Below are 21,096 nucleotides of genomic sequence, written 5' to 3'. Positions count from 1 at the left end.
ATTATTTCTTTTGGTTTATAATTTTATTGAATTCTTCTAAGTAAATATCTGTAATTCTTTCCATAGGGTAAGCAGTTGCAGCCTTATAATTTGTTTCTCCTAATTCAATTCTATACGCTTCATTAGTAACAATTGCTTTAATTGCTTTTGCTAAACTAGGTACACTTTCTGGCTCAAAAAACTCACCTCTATACCCTTCATCTTCAATTAACGTTGTTAAATCACCTAAATTTGGCATTACTACTGCCTTACCATAACTCCCTGCCTGATGTAAAACCCCTGAACTTCCTGTTGTAGAAGTATAAGGAAAAACTACAACAGCACTTTCTGTAAACAATGGTTCTACCTCATTTTCTTCTACATAACCTGTAAATGTTAATTGTGGTACATGTTTATAGGTTTCTTTTGCATTTGCTAAATAACCTGGTACGTTTGGGTTGTCTGTCCCTGCAATAACAATTTCTAAATCTAATCCTGTATCTTTTCTTACAAGTTCTACAGCTTCAATCATAGATTCAACTTTCTTGTAAGTTCCAAATTTTCCAAAAGTCATAATTTTCAAAGGACCATCTGGTAATTTTTGAGATGGATTGTCTGGAATTTCAAAAGTTCCATGAGGTATCATTTTAACATTATCTACTTTATATTTATCAACTAAAGTAGTTACATATTTATCCATAGTAACAGCAACTAAATCTGCTTTTAAAATTAGTTTTGTTAATGTTGTTCCTATAAAATTATAAATCTTTTGAGCCAATTTATTTGATGTAAAACCTGCACTATCTAAATCTACTTGTTCTAAAATATTATGTAATAAAACAATTGTTGGTATCCCTTTCATTTTACAGATTAAAGGCAATGTTAACCCTAATGCAGCAACAACCTTTTTATCTCCAAATTTCATAAACTGTAAATTAAAAAGAATAGCATCTGGTTTAGTTTGATTGATCGCTTTTACAACGCCTCTTGTATTTGAATAACTGTTAAATTTCCAACATTCTTTTACAGTGATTTTACATCCATTTTCTGTAAAATTAATATCTTTTTCTTCAGAGGTTTTATCTGTTAACAAAATTAATTCTGTTACTTTTTCACTTTGTCTAAAGCTTTTTACTAAATGGTAAGCATACTCATTTAGTGTTACTTTACTTGGTGGATATGCAGTTACAATGGCTAGTTTCATTTTATATTTTTTTTATATGATACAAATTTCGGTTTTTAAGCTATGATAATTGTAAGTAGTTTGTTCAAATGCAATTTTATATAGACGATTGGAAATTACGCTTAGATACAACTAGTTATTAGTTTCTTTTGTGACACTTGTTGTTTTAGAATCTTTAAAAAAGAAAAAACTCAATTGTACAATTAACAACAAAACCATAGCTATAATTTGAACATGAACTACCTGTTCTAATGACTCATGAAACAATACAACCAAAACGATTTGTAACATCCCAAAAATACCCGAAAGTACTACAGGAATGTATTTGTCTAAAGATAAATAATAGTAAGCAAAAATATTAGAGATTGCAAAAATACCAGTAGCAGAAGCATATTTCCATAATAATGATGAAATAGGTAAGTATTTACTACCAAACAAAATTTTAATAATTTCATTAGGAAAGAAGAAACAACTTACAACAATTGCACCTGCAATAAAACCAATATATGCAACATATTTTAACAAAATTGGCAATGTATCTTTACCGTCTTTTTTAAGCTGAACAACAGTTGGCAATAACAACATTACAAACATCCAAGCAATAAAATAGACTACTCTACCAATTAAAGCTAAAGATGCATACAAACCAGCTTCATAAGATTCAAAATAATGCTTTACCAGTAAAATATCACTGTTATTAATAATAATTTGTGTTAATTCATAAAAAGCCGTGATAATAAAAAAATTCTTGACCAATTTCTTACTAGAGTCGTCTAATTGAAAAGGTTTAAATAGAGAAAAATTACTACTTCTAAAAGGAATCAACCCAAATACGAAAGAGAAAAAAATACCTATTGCTATTATTAAAGAAGAGTCTATATTTAAAAAATACAGTAAAGCAAAAGTTAATAAAAGACGACTAATCATCTCTGACTGGTAAGTAACAGACAATGATTTCAATTCTTGCTTGCCTTGAAAAACACCTCTATTAACACTCATTAAAAAATAAAAAGGAACACCAATACCAAAAATAACAAACATCAAGGAAGAAGTTGTTTTAAAAAATTGTTGTAGTTGAGATGAAAAAATAACAATTAATACTCCTAAAAAAACACCGGTAAACAAAGCATTTTTATAAATTTTAGAAATAAAACCACTAAATATAGAATCTTCAAATAACACTGAAAATTTTGCCGTTACTAATTGAAAAGTCATCGCTACAAAAGATAAAACCAATAAAAAAGTAATTAAAATTGCTGCATCAGCAAATTTTTCTGGTCCTAAAACTCTACCTAAAACTAAATTATACAGATAATTCCCTCCATTTACTAAAAGCACACTTAGCATAAATAACTGCTCAGGCTTTATTCCTTTTTTTACAAATCTTAGTAATGATTGCATAACGTATTTTTTCTTTTTTAAGCTACATTTGTTTGTCTAAAATGATCATAAATTTCTTTACAACCGTATCCTAAAATAACAAATATTTTGTTATTTTTATTTATATTTTGCATAAATTTAAATAGTACTTCTAAACCCTTTTTATCTATATGGATAACTTTATCAATATTTAATGTAATTTTTTTATGATTTACAGTTTCAAAAAAAGAATCAAAAAAATTAACCGTATTAATATTAATTTCTCCATTAAGATAAAATATTTCGTTTTTTTCTAAGATTTGTAATGACATACTATTAAGTTTTTTGATGATTAACACGACAAATATCCAATCATAACTATAAAAAAGAGAACAACTATCGGTGAAGCGCAATTAACTTTAGACCAAAGTTTACTCTCTTTTGTTTAAGATAAAAACAATAAACTTTAGTTTATAAATTCAAAGCTATTCCTTAACTTGCATGTATTTAAGTGTTATTATGAAATTAAAATCCATATTATTCTTATTGTTATTTTTCGGTAGCTTCTTTGCGTTTTCTCAAGACATGCAAGAAGGCTTTACCTATTTAGAAACTGGTAAATACAAAAAGGCTGAAGTTTTCTTTAAAAAGATTTTAAAAACGTACCCAACTAATAAAACAGCTAGACTTTGCTATGGAAGAGCTGTTGGTTTAAATGGAGATTCTAAAAAAGCCTTTACACTTTTCACCAAACTTTTAAATGATTATCCATCAGATTTTGAAGTAAAATTAAACTATGCAGAATCCATGCTTTGGGATAAAAATTATAAAGACGCAAAAGTTTACTACCAAACACTTTTAAAAGAAAATAATAAAAGTTTTGCTGCATTGTTAGGATATGCCAATACATTATCTAATTTAAAAGAATATGAAAATGCTTTAATTACTGTAGATAAAGCTTTGGCTGTTTCACCTGGTAACCCTAATGCATTAGTTTCTAAAAAGTATATGAGGTTAGGTTTGGCCAATAAAAATGTATCAAATCAAAAATATGATGAAGCAGAAACCATCCTAAAAGAAAATTTTAAAGATTTTAAAAACGATAAAGAAACTTTATTAAATCTTGCCAACTTGTATTTAATTTCTAATCAAGTAGAAAAAGCAAAAAATACTTATAAAATTATAGGAGAAATCCCAGGTAATAAATTAATCTCTTTAAACGGAATTTCTCTATCATATCATTTGGGAAGTGATGACAAAACTGCTCTTCAAATAAGCAATAAAGCTTTAAAAAGTATAGATTCAAATACTGCAACTACTCTAAAAAACCAAACTATAGAAAGAAATATTCAGGCCTTAATTTGGAATAAAAAATTTACTGAAGCTAAAGTGGCAATTGATGCACTGCTAAAAGACAACAGTAATCCCGAAAATTGGATATTGTCTTTAAGAGCAACTCTTAATATTTACAAAAGTGATTTTAAAAAGAGTTTAAGAGACTACAATTTAATTTTAAAAAAAGATAGTGCTTCTTTTGATGGTAATCTTGGTAAAGCAAATGCTTTAAAAGCTTCTGGATATATTAACCAAGCTTACCAAAGTGCAGAAAACACATTAAAATTTTATGAAAATCAAAAAGATGCTAAGAATTTTATAAAACAATTAGATTTAAGCTTTACACCATTTATTGAAACAAAATATTCTTATTCTTTTGATAATGGAGATAACAAAGCAAATGCTTTTGATTTTAAAACAGAAATTCCTTTTTCTACAAAATTTAAAATCTTAGCCAATTACAATTATAGAACAACCTCTAATCCTATTACAAACCTAGAGGCAACTACCAATAATTTATTGTTAGGAGCTTCTTATCAACTTTTAAATAATTTAACATTAAAAGGAAGTTTTGGTGTTACTAAATCAGAATCTGAAACAAATAGTTACAATCAATTCTTAACTGATATTTCTGTTAATATTAAGCCTTTTAAACTTCAAAATTTAGAACTTGGTTACAAAAGAGATATTCAGAATTTTAATGCTGCTTTATTAAACGAACAAATTGTTCAAAATAATCTTATTTTAAATTATAGTTTAAATACTAATTTTAATCTAGGTTGGTTTACACAATATTATTACACTTGGCAAAGTGATGAAAATGCTAGAAATTTACTTTTTACCTCTCTATATTACAACATCTTACCAAAACCCTCTATAAAAGCTGGTATTAATTATCAAAACCTTTCGTTTAAGCTACAGTTACCAACTGTATATTTTAGTCCTAGCAAATTTAACGCCGTAGAAATTTTTGTTAACCTTATTAAAGATGAAGCTGCTGCTAAAAAGAAAGAATGGTTTTATGGCTTAACTGCTGCTACTGGATTACAATATATAGAAGATGATTCTGGTCAAAGTACCTATAGAGTTCAAGGAAATTTAGGTTATAAATTTTCTGACAGAGCTCTAATAAACATCTATGGTTTACAAAGTAATATTGCTTCTGCAGTAGCCACTGCAGGTTCTGCTGGTTTTACTTATACAGAATTTGGTTTGCGTTTTAAATGGTTATTTTTAAAGAAACCTTTTTTTAAAAAATAAGGCAAAAGATTACTCTTTTGCCTATTCTACATTCTGATTATAAATGGGGGAATTAACGAACTATAAAAGTTCCAGAATGTATCCTATTCTCATCATCTTTTAAAAGATATTTATACATCCCTGCTTTTAAATTTGGTGCATTGTATTGCACTTTTTTTGTTGAACTATCTGTATCAATATACTGCACATCAACAGATCTTCCCATTAAATCAAATACTTGTATTTTTACTGACTTAGAACTTTCAAACAACTTAATGGTTGTTCTATTTGTAAACGGATTTGGATAATTCATCACTTTTTGAGTTGAATCTGATGAAAAACCATTAACAGATAATACTTCATTTACTCCAAAAGCAACTTCTTTAATGTCTAAATTAAAAGGAATCGTATCTTCATAGTTACTAATTATAGAAAAAACGACTGTTTTAATGTTTGAAATTTCTACAGTATTACCAGATGCATCTTTAAAGTTTGTAAAAGAAATATTATGTTCTTTTTCTGATGTATTTGCAGGTATTGTATATCTAATTCTATCATTCCAATCTCTGTCTTCTTCTTGCATAATTACAATTTCAACAGATTGCGTATTCATCATTTTAAATTGTAATGCATCATAATTTGTTACATCCAATGTTTGATCTCCTGGTAAAATATGTCTAAACAAGTTAATATTTCCTTTTACACTTCCAGAAACACTTACATTTCTGTCTACATGATGCATTTCATCATCTAAAATAAGATCATCAGAAGCATCAATATAGAAATCGTTTACAGTAGCATATTCATTTAGGTAATCTAATCCCCATGGTCCATCTGCTAAATACAAAGCGTCTTTTTGAGCATTTTCTGATGCTTGTATAGAAAAACCAATATCAAATAATACACCTGTATCTATGGTTATTTCTTCTTCATAGTCTCCAGATAATGATAAAGTTGTAATCTCGTTGCTATATTTAGAAACTTCTGTTCTAGAAATATTACCTTCAAAAAGAACTTCTTTTTCTTTTGTTTTGTTGATAATGTTTAATGTTAAAAAACCATTAGCGTAAGTTCCAGATTTTACAAAAACATTTGGCACAACATTGGCTTTTACTGTACTTTTTAAGCCATTTTCTGAAGTATGTTTATCGATAATGAAGTTGGCGATGGCAAAAACTTGTGAAAAAGAGCTCCCCCAAATTTGAAAGTTTTGATAATTTCCAGCAGGATATTGATCAATATTCCAAAAACTAAACAATTCATTTTCACCATCATTTAACTTAATAGAAAAACTTAATGTATATTCTTTCTCACCTGTTGCTCTTAAAATTTTTGAACTGATAATTTGATGTCCTCTAGTAGTAACAGTTCTAACATCTTCTAAGCTAGAGCTATTTAATCTATCGCAAATCATTTTAGAATGATCGTAAATTGATCCTTCTGTTTGTGTTGCCAATACTGCAGAAACTCTTTTGTCTCCTGAGTAATAATCTACAGAAAAAATTTCTTTAGCATTGGTTACAGCAATTAAATCTTTTGGACTAGAAACTTTTGCAATTTCTGTGCTGTACATTCCTGTTTCTGGCACATATTCTATTAAAGAACTAGAATTACCCTTGTTTCTTAAAACACTTTTCTTAAAAGCCTGTTGTTTTGCACTTAGGTTTAAAGCATTACCATCTTTCTTTCTTTTAAAGTTTCTCTTAGCTATTAAGTTTGCTAAAGAACCATTACTTTCTAAACCTCCGTCATTTCCAGAGGTTACATCATTAGCTTCAGAAATATCTGCAAAATTATTAATTTTAATTGCTGTATAAGGATTTGCTGTAACATAAAAAATAGCATCATTAAAATCATTATCACAAGAACTATAATCTCTTCTAATGTCTTCGAAACCTAGTATAACTCTTTCATTATCTGGATCTGCTAACAATACATTATGATGTCTTAATTCTTCTTTTGCTTCAGGATTAAAATTTGTATTAGAAAACAATTGCCAATGTCCATCACCTACTTCTGCATTTCTAGAATTCCATGCGTTTGCTAATAATACCCAACCAATTCCTGTACCTGCTTCAAAAGTTCCAATTTTTACCTTATCTCCTACTTTTAATCCTCCTCCACTGCCTAATGCTGAAACATTAGGAAAAATAATAGTAATATCTTCTTTAGATGGTTTTGTAGTTGGTGGATTGTCTAAAGGGTACGTATAAAAACCTAAAACATTTCGATAACCTGCACCTTCACTTACAAAGGTTACCCAAATGTCTGCTTTAGATTCTACTTTTATATCTGTTTCATAACCAGAAGTAATATATTGTGGATTATACGTTGGAACTGGATAGTTTTCTGGAAGTGAATTATCAATCATTTGTAACGTTTCCGTAGAAACAATATCTCCAGGACTTTCTAAGTACATGGGTGTACCATCTGACGTGAACTCGCCAAGGTAATTATAAGTTTGTGCGTTTAAAGAAGTTACAACAGTACTTATTAAAATTAGTAGTATTTTTTTCATGATATTATTTTTAATACCACAAAAGTAATTGCTTAGTATATTTGTAAAATCAGATATTCGGTCTTTACATTTTAACTATAGACGAAGTGTATAAAATGTTTAGATGAAAAATTTAAAGCAAATCTAATCTTTTCATAAGCTCTGGTCTTTTAGACCTACTTACAGGAATAACATCTCTTTTAATTAGCACGCTATTATCCTCAATATCAATAATTTTCTTAATATTAATGATATAAGAACGATGAATTTTTAAGAATAGTGAATCAGGGAGTTTCTCTTCAATTTTTTTTAAGGTTGAATGGACTGTGTAGTCTTTGTCTTCTGTTTTAATTTTTATGTAATCTCCTTTTGCTTCTACCAAATAAATACTGGGTAAGTCTATTTTAATAAGCCTTCTGTCTATATTGACATAAAAATCATTATCAATATCTTTTTCAATAGGTTTTTCTATTGGTTTTGCTTGTTCTGGAGTGATAATAAATTTTTCTGCTTTTTGAACTCCTTTTTCAAAACGACTAAATTCTATTGGTTTAAGAAGATAATCTACTATAAAATCATATTCAAAAGCCTCTATAGCAAACTTAGGGTCTGATGTTGTTAAAATGATTTTTGGTGGTGATTTTAAACTTCTAATAAAATCTAAACCATTAAAATCTGGCATGTGAATGTCTAAAAAAATTAAATCGACAGTAGTTTCATTTAAAAATTTTATGGCTTGTATTGCACTAGAAAACTCTTCTATTATATTTAGTGATTTAACTTGATTGCACAAGGTTTTTAGAATAACCCTTGCCATTTTTTCATCATCAATAATAATACAATTCATAAAATTTATATAGTTTTCAGAAACGCTGAAATAACTAATAAAATTTTCTCAAAATCTTCTATTCCTTCTGTACTATGTTCTCGAAGATTGTGTTCAAAATCATTAGCCATTTTATAACTCTTTTCAAGTCCTAAAATACTAATTTTATGTTTAAGTCTATGAACGTTTTCTTCTATTTTTTTGAATTCTTTATTTTTTACACTTTCATCGTAATCCTTTCTTTCTTCAGGAAACTCTGTTTTTATAACTTCGATTAGTGTTGCTCTTATTGATTCTTCTCCATTTGCCAATTGCTCTACGTAGTCTAGATTAGGTTGCTCCATATTATTTTTTTATGCTAAAATAAAAAGTTGAACCAACATTTGGTTCTGATTCTACATAAATTTCACCATTGTAAACTTCGATAATTTTTTTAACAATTGATAATCCAATACCAGCAGATTTATAATCATCTTCTAATTTTTGAAAAGCAATAAATATTTTATTAAAAAATCTTTTTTCTATACCATTACCATTATCTTTCACATAAAAATTCCAGAAATCTTTACCTTCTTTGAAACCAATTTCTATGGTAATTTTTTCTTTATCATTGTATGTAATAGCATTGTTTATTAAATGCAAAAACAATTTATCTAGTCTGTACCTATCTGCTTTTATGATAGGTAATTTATTTGGAATTATAAAGCTGATGTTTTCTTTGAGATTTAAGTCTCTGATAATATCATTTACTAAAGAATTTAAGTTAACATCATATAAATCTTTTTCAATTTTACCTATAGTAGAATATTGTAAAATACCTTTTAAGAGAGTATCCATTTTTTCTACATTTTCTTTAATAAGTTTTAGCGTTTCTTTACCTTGATGATCTAAAACCCTAGAATAATCTTCTAAAATCCAAGTAGTTAAAGCGTCTACACTTTGTAGTGGTGTTTTTATATCATGAGAAACCATGTGCGCATAATCATTTAGTTCTTGATTTTGACGCTCTAAATTTTTTACTAATAAATCTTTTTGTTGATTTATTTTTATAATTTCTTTGGTTTGATTATCGATAAAATCGACCAATTTTAAAGAATCGTTACTTTCTATTGGTAAATCAGTGTCTAAATCATAAAACTTTAATTTATCTATTACACTGCGTAGTTTAGCGATAATATTTTTCTGAGCTTCTGTTTCTTCTAGTAACTGTTGATTTGCATTAAATAACTCTTGCGAACTTATAGTTGTAGCCCTTTGAAGCATACCAAATTGCTCTTCTGATGTAGAATAAGATCTATCTATAGCATCTAAAAACTTTTCAAACCTTATATCAGAATGGAATTCTTCTGGTAAAAATTTTCTTATTTGTCTTTTTAATAAAGGATTCATTATTCGCTTATTAGTGTTACTGTCATTGTTTGGTTATGTAATTGACAGTTACTTTCTCCTATAAAAGGAGCTATTTCTCCGTAAGAATATAAACCTGTAATTGTTGTTGTACCAACAACCTCTATCACTTCTTCTACTTCTTCTTCTACTCTTTGATCTAATACTAATTTTCTACCAATACAACTTACTAAAATAGCTAGTTCTGGTTTTTTCTTTCTTAATTCTGATGCACTTAAGGCGGCTTTTTCTGCTGCATTAACGATATGATCTACATTCGTCATCATTAATTGCACTTTAGAATCTTCAAAAATATCACCAGCCAAAATCATTGAGTTTTCTTCTTCGTCAATGTTTAAAATAGACCTTACAATTGTTTGTTTTTCATTCTCTGTTTTTACATTTAAAGGATATAATAACGCTGCTCCCGGTAATTCTTTTGCTTTTTCTCCTAAATATTTTTTATACAAATCTAATGCTGGTAAATTATCTAATTCATACAATACATTTCCTTTAGACCTTGTTACAGTTCTCTGTGGTCCAAAAGGTGTCCAACCTCCATTAATAGAAAAGCTTACCTCTAAAGATTCTCCATACATACCAATAGCTATAATTTCTCCTTGTTTTGGTTTTTCATTATAAGAAGCTAATGTTTTCTCAAATCTTGCACCATCACCACATAAAGCTCCTGTAATCAATAAATTACCATCTACAAGAGCATTCATCCCTTTGGTTAATTGACTACCGTTTATAAAACTACCTTCAGAAATAACCAAAACATATTTTAGACCTTCTTGTGGTAGTTGATTTATTAAGTTTTTTCCTGCATTAAAACTATCTATTGGTGAATTAGAATTTGAGTCTAAAACATTAGTAGTTTTAATGATAAAAGAGCTTTTTTCAAATTCTATAGCGGTTATCGTTAAACTATCATCATTAACAGATTGAGTAGAAATATCTCCAGATGCAGAACCAAAAACAATGTGACCGTCTTTAAAAATAGATCTTATTTCATCTAAAATACCATCATCTTCTAGCATAAATCTATTCCCAAAAACAAGAACTAGTGGTTCTACTAGAGTTAAATTTTCAGTTAGGTATTGCCAATCTGAATTACTACTCTTTCTAAGTTGTACTGTTTTCATTGAGTTCTTTTTTTAAGGTGAAGTAAAAAGTTGTTCCAACATTTGGTTCACTTTCTAACCAGATGTCCCCTTGATATAAATCTATTATTTTTCTAACGATTGATAATCCAATTCCTGAGGAATCTTCTCGTTTATTTAATGAATGAAAGGCTTCAAAAATTTTGTCATGGTATTTCTTTTCGATACCTATACCGTTATCTTTTATTGAAAATTGATAATACACTGGATCTTCTACACAATCAATTTCTATAATACCAACTTCTTTATCAGAAAATTTTATGGCATTGCTTATAAAGTTTTGAAATAATTGTTGGAATTTTGTTTTATCTCCTACTATTATTGGTAGTTTAGATAAAACATTTACTGAAATATTATCTGGTATGTACAGGACCTTTTTTAAGTTATCTAGTGTTTCGTTTAAATCAATCTCTTCTTGTTCATGAGTATTAGCACCTGCACTAGAGTACTCTAAAACATCAGAAATAAGTCTCTCCATAGTTTCTAAAGTAGATTCAACTAAATCAAAATTTTGCATGGTTATTTCATCTAACTTACCTTCGTTATCTGCTTTGATCCAAGATATTAAAGCATCTATACTTCTTAAAGGTGATTTTAAATCATGAGAGACAATATGGGCGTATTCATGCAAGTCTCTATTTTTTTTCTCTAATTCTTTTAAAATAAGCTCTTTCTGAAATTGTAATTTTTTAAACTCTGTAATATCTAAATGAATTCCTATAGAACCAATGATCTCTCCATTTAGATTATAGTTGGGAGCCCCACTAACCAACCAATGCTTAATTTCACCTTTTTTATTTTTGATTTTTAATTGATAAGAATTAGACTCTCCTCTTAAACGTTTTTGGTTTTCAATTTTAATAAATTCTGAACCACCTTCTATCTGAAAAAATTCTCCAACGTTTTTGCCTATTAATTCTTCTTTATTATAACCAGACATTTCAACAAAACTTTTGTTTACTAACAAAATTTCATCGTTATTATTCACCTCTACTAAACCTAGATTCATATTGGCAATAATATTACTATACTTTTCTTTTTGAGCTTCTAAACTTAGATTATATCTTTTTTCTAGTGTAATATCTCTAAAAGTCCATAAATAGCCTTTCATTTTTCCTCCAACAATTATTGGCGTATAGTTTCTTTCTAAAATTTTACCATCTAACATTTCTAGCTGGTCACCAAATACAGCTACTTTACTTTTTACGATTTCATCCATTCTTTTAATGAAAGAAAAAGGATCTTTAAACTGTTTTTTATTTTTCTGTGCAGCCAATTTACAATCCATCCCAACTAAATCATTAGGATGTGCATTTACATTTAATAATTCACAAAATTTTGTATTGGATAATACAATTTTTCTATTTTCATCTTCTAAAACAATTCCACTATTTAAGTTTAAGACAAGTGCAGACAATCTATTTTTAGACTCCATTAATAAATCACCCGCTTCTTTATCTTTAGTTATATCTCTAATGATACCCTGAGCAGCAATGGCTTTATTATCTCTATCATAAATAACTGTAGCGTTTACTTGAATCCATTTTATTTTTTTAGTTTTTGTATAGATTCTTGCAGTGTAGCCATTAAAATGACCTTTATTGTAGAGTTCTGAAAAGGACTTATAAGTATAATCGATATCATCTTCATGAATTATTTTACTGACATTAAAAGCTTCATTATTAATATCGTATTCAAAAAGATTTACTGCAATTTCATTCATTTTTAAAACATTACCATACAAATCCATAACTAAATATGCATCGTTAATGTTTTTAAAAACACCTTCTAAAGTAGATGATTTTTCTTCTAAAAGACTGCTTAACTGACTGTTAGTATCTTTTAATTTTTTTGATGTAAGGTATAATTCTTTAGATTTTTTTTCTAATATCTGTTCAGCTGCTTTTCTAGCGGCTTTTTCTCTTTTTAAGGCACGTGCTAATATTTCTATTTTTTCTTTACTCATTAATTTTTAGCAACAATAAATCTTACTTGTGTACCATCTTCTTTAATTTTTTCTAATTGAATGGTAGCAGTACTATTAAAATGTTCAAAAGTTTTATTCATTAAACCAAGACCAAAATGATGCATAGCTCTACTAGATTTATAGACCATAATTAAAGAATTTTCAGATTTTTCTTCAACAACAAAAGTAGGTAATTCTGCATCTGGATAAATTTTTTGAACCTCAACATGAATATGATTTTCTATAGATGATAACATATCTATTGGATCTTTATAAGTGGCTAAAAGACCTGGATAACTATTTTCTATCACAGAAAAAAAATGTTCTCCATAAACTAACAATAAGTTATCAATAGGTATTTCTGTGTATTTACTTAAATGAGTTAGTAATTGTAACATTTCAGAAAAACTGTATGTACCTATTGCTGTGTATGCTCCTTCTGACTCTAGTTTAGATTCGGAAATGATTTTATCTACCATTTCTAAACCAAATTTATCTTCAACTAAATCTAAAAACTCTGTAAAAACAATTCCTTTCATTTAATACTTTTTTAATTCATTTACACTCCAGTAACTTAGTACTTTTTCAATTTTTGATACGTAGTCATCGTATTTTAATGGTTTTAAAATATAGCCAGAAACTCCTATTTTAAAACATTCTATCAAATCTTTTTGATTATCTGATGTTGTTAAAATGATCACAGGAATATGACTTAATTCTTCATTTTCTTTGATGATTGATAAAAACTCTATACCACTTATTTTTGGCATGTTTAAATCTAATAAAATTATATCAGGAAACCTATTTTTATCCTTTAAAATTTCTAGAGCTTCTTCTCCGTTTTTTGCTTCTTGAAGTTTGTGGTTTAATTTAAGAAATGAAATTGTTCTTTTCATTTTCATAATTTCAATTAAATTGTCTTCAATTAATAAAATATTTAAATTTTTGTCCATTTAGATGAGATTTATAAAGCAATAATACTTTAATAAAATATAAATTAAATTCAACAAAGCTAAAAAAAGAAAAGGTGTAGACGAAATACAAAAAAGTATAGATAAAATGTAAAAACAAAAACTCCAGCTGTAAAGCTGGAGTTTTAGTCTCAAAAAAATCAAATCAAATCTATTTTCTAACAGATTTTACTATGGCTAAAGCAGCTTTTACATCTTGCTCTAGTTTATTATAATCTTTATTGGCTATGATATCTTTTGATATCAATTTAGATCCCATACCTACACAAGTAACACCAGCATCAAACCATCCTCTAAGGTTTTCTTCAGTTGGAGAAACTCCCCCTGTTGGCATAATACTTGTCCAAGGTTGTGGACCTTTAATTCCTTTTACAAATTGTGGTCCATAAATATCACCAGGGAATAATTTAACAACTTCACAACCTAGTTCTTCTGCTCTTGTAATCTCAGTTAATGTACCACATCCTGGAGACCATAATACTTTTTTACGGTTACATGCAATTGCAATATCTTCTCTTAATACGGGAGTTACCACAAAGTTTGCTCCTAAAGACATGTACAATGAAGCTTGACCTGCGTCTGTAACAGAACCTACACCCATAATCATTCCTGGTAATTCTGCAATTGCATATTTGGTTAATTCACCAAAAACTTCGTGAGCAAAATCTCCACGTGCTGTAAACTCCATTAAACGAGCCCCACCATCGTAACAAGCTTTTAAAACTTTTTTACTTAATTCTATATCTTGGTTAAAAAACAAAGGAATCATCCCTGTTTCTTTCATTGCTGCTGCAACTTCTAATCTTGTAAATTGTGCCATAATATTGTGTAATTGTTTATTTGTTTAATCGTGTAATTGTTTCGCTACGTAATGTTTACACAATTACAAAGTTCAACAATTAAAACTTCTTAACGCGCTACACGCCCAGATGCGTCACCACCCATTAATTTTTCTACTTCGCTAACTGTTACCAAGTTTGCATCACCTTTAATGGTGTGTTTTAAACAAGAAGCTGCTACTGCAAAATCTAATGCATTTTGATCATCTTCTGGATATTTTAATAATCCGTAAATTAAACCTCCCATAAATGAATCTCCACCACCTACTCTATCTACGATATCTGTAATTTGGTATTGACGCGTTTGAAATAATGTTTTTCCATCAAATAAAACTCCAGCCCAAGTATTATGAGATGCAGAGATAGAACCTCTTAATGTTGTAATTACTTTTTTAGCTCTTGGGAATTTGTCCATCATTTGCTCACAAACAGATAAGAAAGCTTCTGCTTTAACATCATGCCCTTGAGTTTGTACTGTAATTCCTTCTGGTTTGATTCCGAAATGCATTTCTGCATCTTCTTCGTTACCTAAAACAATATCACAATAAGATGTCAATTCTGTCATTACAGCTTCTCTATGAGCTGCATCACAGTATTTCCATAATTTTGCTCTATAATTTAAATCTGTTGAAATCGTAATTCCTCTTTCACTAGCAGCTTTAACAGCTTCTAAACATACATCTGCAGAACCTTGAGAAATTGCTGGTGTAATACCTGTCCAGTGAAACCATTCACATCCATCAAAAACAGCATCCCAATCTATCATTCCAGATTCAATTTCTGCAATAGCAGAATGTGCTCTGTCATACACAACTTTAGAACCTCTAGATACTGCACCTGTTTCTAAAAAGTAGATTCCTAAACGATCACCACCCCAAACAATTTTATCAACTCCAACACCTCTTTTACGCATTTCCATCATTGCACACTCACCAATATCATTTTTAGGTAAACGAGTTACAAAATCTACATCTACTCCGTAATTTGCTAATGATACTGCTACGTTAGATTCTCCTCCACCGTAAATAGCATCAAAACTATTTGCTTGAGAAAATCTTAAAAATCCTTGAGGAGCTAATCTTAACATGATCTCTCCAAATGTTACTACTTTTGCCATTTTAAATTTAAATTATAGTTAATTGGTTAAACGTTTAAGCAACCTTTTAAAATAAAATCAAAACCTCAGATATTATAACTATTGTTTTGATTATCTAAAAATATCGCTATATATTTGCTTTAACGATTAAGCAAAGGTATAAAAAAATAATTATTATCAAAAAGAAAACTACTATAAAAGATATAGCTAATGTTCTAAACATTTCTCCTGCTGCTGTTTCTAAAGCTTTACATGATGATTCTCGCATAAGTGAAAAGACAAAAAAAGCAGTAAGACAGGTTGCAAAAAACTTAAATTATCAGCCAAATCATTTGGCTAGTGCTCTAAGAAGTGGGAAAAGTAAATTGGTTGGTGTTATTGTACCCAGAACAAATAGTAATTTCTTCTCATCAATAATTCAAAATATAGAAGAGGTTCTCAACAAAGAGGGCTATAATATTATCATTACTCAATCTAATGAGTCTTATCAAAAGGAATGTAATAATATTGATGCTTTATTATACACACAAGTAGACGGAATAATTGCTTCTATGGCAAATGAAACCGTAGATTTGAGTCATTATGAAAAAGTAAAAGCTAAAGGAATTCCTTTAATATTGTTTGACAGAGGTGAAAATGACTTAAATGTAGATTATATTGGTATTGATGACTATAATAGTAGTCATTTAATAGTTAAGCATTTGGTACAACAAGGGTGTAAACGAATTGCACATATTGGAGGTTATAAACACACTCGTATCTACAATAATAGAATTCGTGGTTATCTAGATGCTCTAAAAAAGTACAATCTACCTTTAGATGAAGAATTACTTTTAGAAGGTAATTTAACCATTAAAGATGGTAAAGCTAAAATGTTGCAATTGCTTTCTTTAAAAAATAGACCTGACGCAGTGTATGTAGCTGGAGATTACGCTGTTCTTGGAGCTCAAAGGATATTAAAAGAGCAAAAAGTTAGAATCCCTGAAGATATTGCTTTGGTTGGTTTTGGCAATGAGCCTTTTACTGCTATGGTTACCCCTACTATTTCTAGTATAGAACAACACAGTGAAGAAATTGGTAAACAAGCAGCTTATACCTTTTTAAAACATGCAAAAAAGGATATTGTAAAACAAACCTTGACTAAGAATATTTTAGATGTTGAGTTGAAGATTAGAGATTCATCTAATAAGAATTAAGCATTCATTTCTTTTTTAGAAAGATTTACCTATTTTTGTTTAAGACTCAATCAAATTTCTACTTATGAAACAGTTAATTATTCTCTTATTACTAATTATTGCATTCATAATTGGTTTTGGGAAGTATCAACAATACAAAAGATATAATTCTCCTAAAGTAGATTACAAAACTGAGAAAAAATTAGATTTAGAATATTACAATCAAGAATTGGTACTCAATTACCATAAAGCTATTGAAGATTTAAACAGTTTTGTAATGATGCAATGGACTGTACATGATATTGATGTTAGAACTCCTGAATATGATGATGAAGAGACTAAAATTGCTGTTGCTAAATATGTTGATAAATTAGCTATAATTAAATATTATGAGGTTAAATTAGAGAAATCTGCTTCTCTAAAACAAAGTGGATTATCAAATAAAGAAATTCAATTTTTAGAAGAAACAGGGACTGATTTAAAAGCGTACCAACATAGACAAGAAGTCGATAAAATTAAGAGTATGTTTAATGCTAATGAAAAAATGATATACGGACAAAAAAGCGCTTTAATTTATGAAGTTCAGAAAAGATTAGTTGCTAATGGTCTGGATATTAAAGTTGATGGTCTTTATAAAATTGAAACTCTTAATGCTATTAAAATATTTGAAGAAAAGAACAACCTTTTTGCAGATGGCTTTTTAGATGTGTTAACATTAGATGCTTTGTTTAAATAAAAAAAGATGTTGATAAAAAATCAACATCTCTTTTTAAAACAAGAAACCAAATTTTCTTTTTATTTTTTTGTTTGTAACTTCAGTTTCTTTCTCTTTTACTGAATCATCTTTTATAAAACTTTTAGTTTTTATTCTTTCTTTTTCACTTTTAAGATATTCAATAAATTCATTATTAAAAGCATTTATATGTGCTAATTTTAAAACATCAATTGCTTTAGAATACTCTTTTTTGTGTTCATATAAATTGGCTTTTTTTAGATACAACATTGCTTTATCAGAACCTTTTACAGTTAAAGCATACTTGATAAACTCTTCTGCTTCCTTATAATTTTCATTCCATAATAATGCATTTATATAATGAGGTTGAACTTCTAAATTATTTATATTTTCTGCTAAAACTAATTTATAACAAATGATTCCTTCTTCATAATTTGTTAAAATTTCAGCATAAACTCTCCCCATTAAACTCAATGCCATTTCATCATTTTCATTATAAGACAAAGCATAATTTAATGCTTCTACACAATTCTCTAATTCGTATGGGTAAGCATCTAATGCTTTGAATACATAATTATTATTTTTTGTTACCATTTTGTTTATTTTTTTGTCATTGCAAATAGAATGAAGCAATCTCATTTTTGAGTTACAGATTACATCACTTTTGTTTGATATGACTCTTCTATTCTAATTGCGTTCTTAAATCATTCTTTAATTGATTTCTCTTCGCTTTAAATGATTTGTTATTTTTAACTGATTTAAAATCGCTCCCTTTAAAAACTCGTACAGGGTTTCCTCTTTCTAATTGTTGATGATTTTCCCATTCATTTTTTATTTGCTCTTTGAGTTGATGAACATTAAATTCAGCAACTTTTTCTTGCAAACGTTTTATGGCTATTTTTTTATTCTGATGTTGAGACCTGCTATCCATCACTAGCACTTGTAATCCTGTTTTGGTGTGTTTTGCCCTAATAGCTGAACTTACTTTATTAACATGTTGTCCTCCTGCACCAGAACTTCTTATCGCTTGAAAGTGAATTTCATTTTCATTTATAGATATAGCTGATGAATTCTCGATTTCAAAACAACCAATAAACCAGTTTTTACGTTTGTGATACTTTCTAAAGGTTGATGTTCCTATCCACTGAATAGTACCCAACCACGGTTTTAAAATATCAGCAAGATAATTACCTTTGATTTGAACGCGAACAGATTGTATAGTGCCATTTTCTAACCCTTTTTCTCTATTGAGAATTGTATATTCAATCTTATTGTAACAAAATTCTTTGAGGAATATCCTTAGCACTTTTGCGACCACATATTCACATTCTATAGGTCCTTTTCCTGCCGATATTTGTATTGTTTTTGTTTCCATTTTTATTTGTCCATTTTTACAATTTTTGGCATAAAAGTTCCTAAAACCTCCACCAATTCTTGTTGATTAGCCATGACTTTTTTGATGTTTTTATACGCCATAGGTGCTTCATCAATTCCACCTCCAATTAGTGTTACATCATTCATTTTTAGCTGATGTTTTACATCACTTTTTGTGAACTTTTCTTTGCACTTTTTACGAGAATGTTTTCTACCTGCTCCATGTGAAGCAGATTGTAAACTCTCTAGAGTTCCTAAACCACGAACAATATAACCTGGAGCTGTCATAGACCCTGGAATGATTCCTAACGTATTTTTTTGAGCTGGAGTTGCACCTTTTCTGTGTACAATACACTCCTTTCCATTTACGGTTTCTTTCCATGCAAAATTGTGATGGTTCTCAATTTTTACAATTGGTTTAACACCTAATTCTTTGGCAATTCTATCGTGAATATTGTCATGACATGCTTTTGCATAATCTCCTGCTAAATTCATCGCTTTCCAATATTCTTGTCCATCATGTGTGTTCATATCTAACCAAGCTAAATGCTGAACATTTTTAGGTAAATGGCATTGTTTTGTGGCCAAATAGGTGTAAGTTTTTGCAATATTTGCACCTAAACCACGTGAACCACTATGTGATAAAACACCTATATACTCGTCCATTTTTAATCCGAATTCATTATTACTATCAGAGATAGAAACACTACCAAATTCTACAAAATGATTTCCTCCTCCAGAAGTCCCTAATTGTTTGTACGCTTTATCTTTTAAGCGTTTTATCAACGGAATTTCTGTAAACTCATCTCTATAAAATATTTCGTGATCTTGTTTTTTATCATGCGTTTCTCGCATTCCAAACTTTGTATGATTTTTCAAAATATTTTCATATTGATGTTGTTTTCCTTTTAAAAAAGAAACTGGAATTTCATAAATTGTTAAACACATTCTACAACCTATATCAACACCTACTCCATAAGGAATTACTGCATTATCTGTGGCTAAAACCCCACCTATTGGCAAACCATAACCATAATGTGCATCAGGCATTAAAGCGCCTTGTACAGCAATTGGTAATTTTAAAGCATCATACAATTGAAACTTTGCTTGTTCATCAATTTCGTTTTCTCCATAAATAGAAAAAGGAGCTCTTGTGTTTCTTAACTGATGTAGTTTTACTTCCACTGGTTTTACTAAACCTTCTGCAACTTTACCCCAAATGGCATTTCCTTGAAATTTTTCTGGTGATAAAAGCACTTCTTTAGCTTCCTCTAAAATGCGCTCTTTCTTTTCTTTTTTTCTGTATCTGCTAATTTGCCCTAAAGCAATGTTGATACTATTGTTCTTTGGAAAACCTAATTTTATTAGGTCTTTACCTTTTAATTTATTTCCCATGATTTTAATTTTGAGATGTATTTTTCTATGGAACTCAACTTTTAGGTTGATTCCTTTTCTTAAATTTTTTCTCGGAAAATTTTATAGGAAATATAAACCACACAAAAAAGTCCGAAATTTTACAACTTCGGACTTTTCATTTATGTAGTTTTAAACTGCTATTTATGAAAGTCTCGAAGTAAACAATAAAAAGAACCTAGTTCTCTTTGCGTGTTTTTGTTGAATTGATAATTGAACATTTTACTTCGTTTTTAATATTATTTTAATGCTTTATTGCGATGCAAACCTAAAACAGATTTTTGAAATACACAAATAAAAAATAGTTTAATTTACTGATTATCATGTTTTTACACTTATCTGTAGTAATAGGATTCCTGTCCGCTATTTAGCAGATTAAGAGCTTTTAGTTAACCCTTTGATTTTGTGATATGTGTTTAAGGTTTACACGATTTGTAATCATTAATTAAAATTTGAAAAAAGTTTAAAAAAAAACGTCCAAAAATAATTTTTTGGACGTTTTTACAGTTTTATATATAATTTTTAATCTAGAACATAGACTTTAAAAGTTGCAAATTGCGCC

Annotated in this window: 19 protein-coding genes; 3 read left to right on the top strand and 16 right to left on the bottom strand. The window is 28.7% G+C overall.

Translation table 11 applies throughout. The annotated features are described in order from the left end of the window. Position 1: 1 nt before the first annotated feature. The 3 genes from FP421_RS12310 to FP421_RS12300 all read right to left on the bottom strand — a co-directional run bounded on the left by FP421_RS12310 (position 2) and on the right by FP421_RS12300 (position 2,853). Complete coding sequence (locus FP421_RS12310) at positions 2-1,183, bottom strand: glycosyltransferase (RefSeq protein WP_159951034.1); 1,182 nt, start codon at positions 1,181-1,183, stop codon at positions 2-4. 111 nt (positions 1,184-1,294) lie between these two features. Beyond that, positions 1,295-2,563: an oligosaccharide flippase family protein gene (locus tag FP421_RS12305; protein WP_159951032.1), complete on the bottom strand. Its 1,269-nt coding sequence runs from the start codon at positions 2,561-2,563 to the stop codon at positions 1,295-1,297. A gap of 17 nt (positions 2,564-2,580) precedes the next feature. Beyond that, positions 2,581-2,853: an STAS domain-containing protein gene (locus FP421_RS12300; protein WP_159951030.1), complete on the bottom strand. Its 273-nt coding sequence runs from the start codon at positions 2,851-2,853 to the stop codon at positions 2,581-2,583. 187 nt (positions 2,854-3,040) lie between these two features. Here FP421_RS12300 and FP421_RS12295 point away from each other — a divergent pair, with 187 nt between their 5' ends. Then, positions 3,041-5,116, top strand: a complete 2,076-nt coding sequence (locus FP421_RS12295; RefSeq protein WP_159951028.1) for a tetratricopeptide repeat protein — start codon at positions 3,041-3,043, stop codon at positions 5,114-5,116. A 52-nt stretch (positions 5,117-5,168) separates the two neighbouring features. Here the strand turns inward: FP421_RS12295 and FP421_RS12290 are convergent, their stop codons facing one another. The 10 genes from FP421_RS12290 to FP421_RS12245 form a co-directional block, all read right to left on the bottom strand. Further along, positions 5,169-7,613 (bottom strand): DUF4114 domain-containing protein, encoded by a 2,445-nt coding sequence (locus FP421_RS12290; RefSeq protein ID WP_159951026.1) that lies wholly within the window; start codon positions 7,611-7,613, stop codon positions 5,169-5,171. Between the two features lie 112 nt (positions 7,614-7,725). Next, on the bottom strand, positions 7,726-8,439 hold the full coding sequence (locus FP421_RS12285; RefSeq protein ID WP_159951024.1) for a LytR/AlgR family response regulator transcription factor: 714 nt from the start codon (positions 8,437-8,439) through the stop codon (positions 7,726-7,728). Between the two features lie 5 nt (positions 8,440-8,444). Continuing rightward, positions 8,445-8,762, bottom strand: coding sequence for an Hpt domain-containing protein (locus FP421_RS12280; protein ID WP_159951022.1), 318 nt, complete (start codon positions 8,760-8,762; stop codon positions 8,445-8,447). A gap of 1 nt (position 8,763) precedes the next feature. Further along, the gene (locus FP421_RS12275) at positions 8,764-9,807 is read right to left on the bottom strand and encodes a sensor histidine kinase (RefSeq protein WP_159951020.1); all 1,044 of its coding nucleotides are present in this window, start codon (positions 9,805-9,807) and stop codon (positions 8,764-8,766) included. Next, positions 9,807-10,949, bottom strand: a complete 1,143-nt coding sequence (locus tag FP421_RS12270) for an FIST signal transduction protein (protein ID WP_159951019.1) — start codon at positions 10,947-10,949, stop codon at positions 9,807-9,809. Before FP421_RS12270 ends, FP421_RS12275 begins: the two co-directional genes overlap by 1 nt. Next, a complete protein-coding gene (locus FP421_RS12265; protein ID WP_159951017.1) occupies positions 10,930-12,933 on the bottom strand; it encodes a PAS domain-containing sensor histidine kinase in 2,004 nt (667 codons plus the stop codon). Before FP421_RS12265 ends, FP421_RS12270 begins: the two co-directional genes overlap by 20 nt. Then, positions 12,933-13,472 carry a heme NO-binding domain-containing protein gene (locus tag FP421_RS12260; RefSeq protein ID WP_159951015.1) on the bottom strand — a complete coding sequence of 180 codons (540 nt, stop codon included), beginning with the start codon at positions 13,470-13,472 and terminating at the stop codon, positions 12,933-12,935. The genes FP421_RS12265 and FP421_RS12260 overlap by 1 nt, the downstream gene beginning before the upstream one ends. Next, positions 13,473-13,886: a response regulator gene (locus FP421_RS12255; RefSeq protein ID WP_159951013.1), complete on the bottom strand. Its 414-nt coding sequence runs from the start codon at positions 13,884-13,886 to the stop codon at positions 13,473-13,475. It abuts the gene before it with no gap. Positions 13,887-14,055: 169 nt separating this feature from the next. Then, positions 14,056-14,724, bottom strand: coding sequence for a bifunctional 4-hydroxy-2-oxoglutarate aldolase/2-dehydro-3-deoxy-phosphogluconate aldolase (locus FP421_RS12250; protein ID WP_159951011.1), 669 nt, complete (start codon positions 14,722-14,724; stop codon positions 14,056-14,058). 89 nt (positions 14,725-14,813) lie between these two features. Continuing rightward, positions 14,814-15,860, bottom strand: a complete 1,047-nt coding sequence (locus FP421_RS12245) for a sugar kinase (protein ID WP_159951009.1) — start codon at positions 15,858-15,860, stop codon at positions 14,814-14,816. A gap of 152 nt (positions 15,861-16,012) precedes the next feature. On the opposite strand from FP421_RS12245, the gene FP421_RS12240 reads away from it, so the two are divergent. Further along, entirely contained in the window at positions 16,013-17,035 is a 1,023-nt protein-coding gene (locus FP421_RS12240) for a LacI family DNA-binding transcriptional regulator (protein WP_159951117.1), read from the top strand. Positions 17,036-17,099: 64 nt separating this feature from the next. Next, positions 17,100-17,750, top strand: a complete 651-nt coding sequence (locus FP421_RS12235; RefSeq protein ID WP_159951007.1) for a peptidoglycan-binding domain-containing protein — start codon at positions 17,100-17,102, stop codon at positions 17,748-17,750. Positions 17,751-17,783: 33 nt separating this feature from the next. On the opposite strand, the gene FP421_RS12230 is transcribed toward FP421_RS12235, so the two are convergent. From FP421_RS12230 to FP421_RS12220, 3 genes are all read right to left on the bottom strand, one after another. After that, positions 17,784-18,341 carry a tetratricopeptide repeat protein gene (locus FP421_RS12230; protein ID WP_159951005.1) on the bottom strand — a complete coding sequence of 186 codons (558 nt, stop codon included), beginning with the start codon at positions 18,339-18,341 and terminating at the stop codon, positions 17,784-17,786. Between the two features lie 88 nt (positions 18,342-18,429). Then, positions 18,430-19,122, bottom strand: a complete 693-nt coding sequence (prfH, locus tag FP421_RS12225) for a peptide chain release factor H (protein ID WP_159951003.1) — start codon at positions 19,120-19,122, stop codon at positions 18,430-18,432. Between the two features lie 2 nt (positions 19,123-19,124). After that, a complete protein-coding gene (locus FP421_RS12220) occupies positions 19,125-20,516 on the bottom strand; it encodes an RtcB family protein (protein WP_159951001.1) in 1,392 nt (463 codons plus the stop codon). Positions 20,517-21,096 lie beyond the last annotated feature (580 nt).

The organism is Polaribacter septentrionalilitoris (genome assembly GCF_009832745.1).
GTDB classification, from domain to species: Bacteria; Bacteroidota; Bacteroidia; order Flavobacteriales; family Flavobacteriaceae; genus Polaribacter; species Polaribacter septentrionalilitoris.
Note: the sequence above shows the minus strand (reverse complement) of the source record. Positions and strands in the feature narration are given on the sequence as shown.

Excerpts from the sequence above, each read along its gene's own strand:
- FP421_RS12310 (WP_159951034.1), bottom strand. The coding sequence starts at position 1,183 with ATGAAACTAGCCATTGTAACTGCATATCCACCAAGTAAAGTAACACTA.
- FP421_RS12305 (WP_159951032.1), bottom strand. The coding sequence starts at position 2,563 with ATGCAATCATTACTAAGATTTGTAAAAAAAGGAATAAAGCCTGAGCAG.
- FP421_RS12300 (WP_159951030.1), bottom strand. The coding sequence starts at position 2,853 with ATGTCATTACAAATCTTAGAAAAAAACGAAATATTTTATCTTAATGGA.
- FP421_RS12295 (WP_159951028.1), top strand. The coding sequence starts at position 3,041 with ATGAAATTAAAATCCATATTATTCTTATTGTTATTTTTCGGTAGCTTC.
- FP421_RS12290 (WP_159951026.1), bottom strand. The coding sequence starts at position 7,613 with ATGAAAAAAATACTACTAATTTTAATAAGTACTGTTGTAACTTCTTTA.
- FP421_RS12285 (WP_159951024.1), bottom strand. The coding sequence starts at position 8,439 with ATGAATTGTATTATTATTGATGATGAAAAAATGGCAAGGGTTATTCTA.
- FP421_RS12280 (WP_159951022.1), bottom strand. The coding sequence starts at position 8,762 with ATGGAGCAACCTAATCTAGACTACGTAGAGCAATTGGCAAATGGAGAA.
- FP421_RS12275 (WP_159951020.1), bottom strand. The coding sequence starts at position 9,807 with ATGAATCCTTTATTAAAAAGACAAATAAGAAAATTTTTACCAGAAGAA.
- FP421_RS12270 (WP_159951019.1), bottom strand. The coding sequence starts at position 10,949 with ATGAAAACAGTACAACTTAGAAAGAGTAGTAATTCAGATTGGCAATAC.
- FP421_RS12265 (WP_159951017.1), bottom strand. The coding sequence starts at position 12,933 with ATGAGTAAAGAAAAAATAGAAATATTAGCACGTGCCTTAAAAAGAGAA.
- FP421_RS12260 (WP_159951015.1), bottom strand. The coding sequence starts at position 13,472 with ATGAAAGGAATTGTTTTTACAGAGTTTTTAGATTTAGTTGAAGATAAA.
- FP421_RS12255 (WP_159951013.1), bottom strand. The coding sequence starts at position 13,886 with ATGGACAAAAATTTAAATATTTTATTAATTGAAGACAATTTAATTGAA.
- FP421_RS12250 (WP_159951011.1), bottom strand. The coding sequence starts at position 14,724 with ATGGCACAATTTACAAGATTAGAAGTTGCAGCAGCAATGAAAGAAACA.
- FP421_RS12245 (WP_159951009.1), bottom strand. The coding sequence starts at position 15,860 with ATGGCAAAAGTAGTAACATTTGGAGAGATCATGTTAAGATTAGCTCCT.
- FP421_RS12235 (WP_159951007.1), top strand. The coding sequence starts at position 17,100 with ATGAAACAGTTAATTATTCTCTTATTACTAATTATTGCATTCATAATT.
- FP421_RS12230 (WP_159951005.1), bottom strand. The coding sequence starts at position 18,341 with ATGGTAACAAAAAATAATAATTATGTATTCAAAGCATTAGATGCTTAC.
- prfH (WP_159951003.1), bottom strand. The coding sequence starts at position 19,122 with ATGGAAACAAAAACAATACAAATATCGGCAGGAAAAGGACCTATAGAA.
- FP421_RS12220 (WP_159951001.1), bottom strand. The coding sequence starts at position 20,516 with ATGGGAAATAAATTAAAAGGTAAAGACCTAATAAAATTAGGTTTTCCA.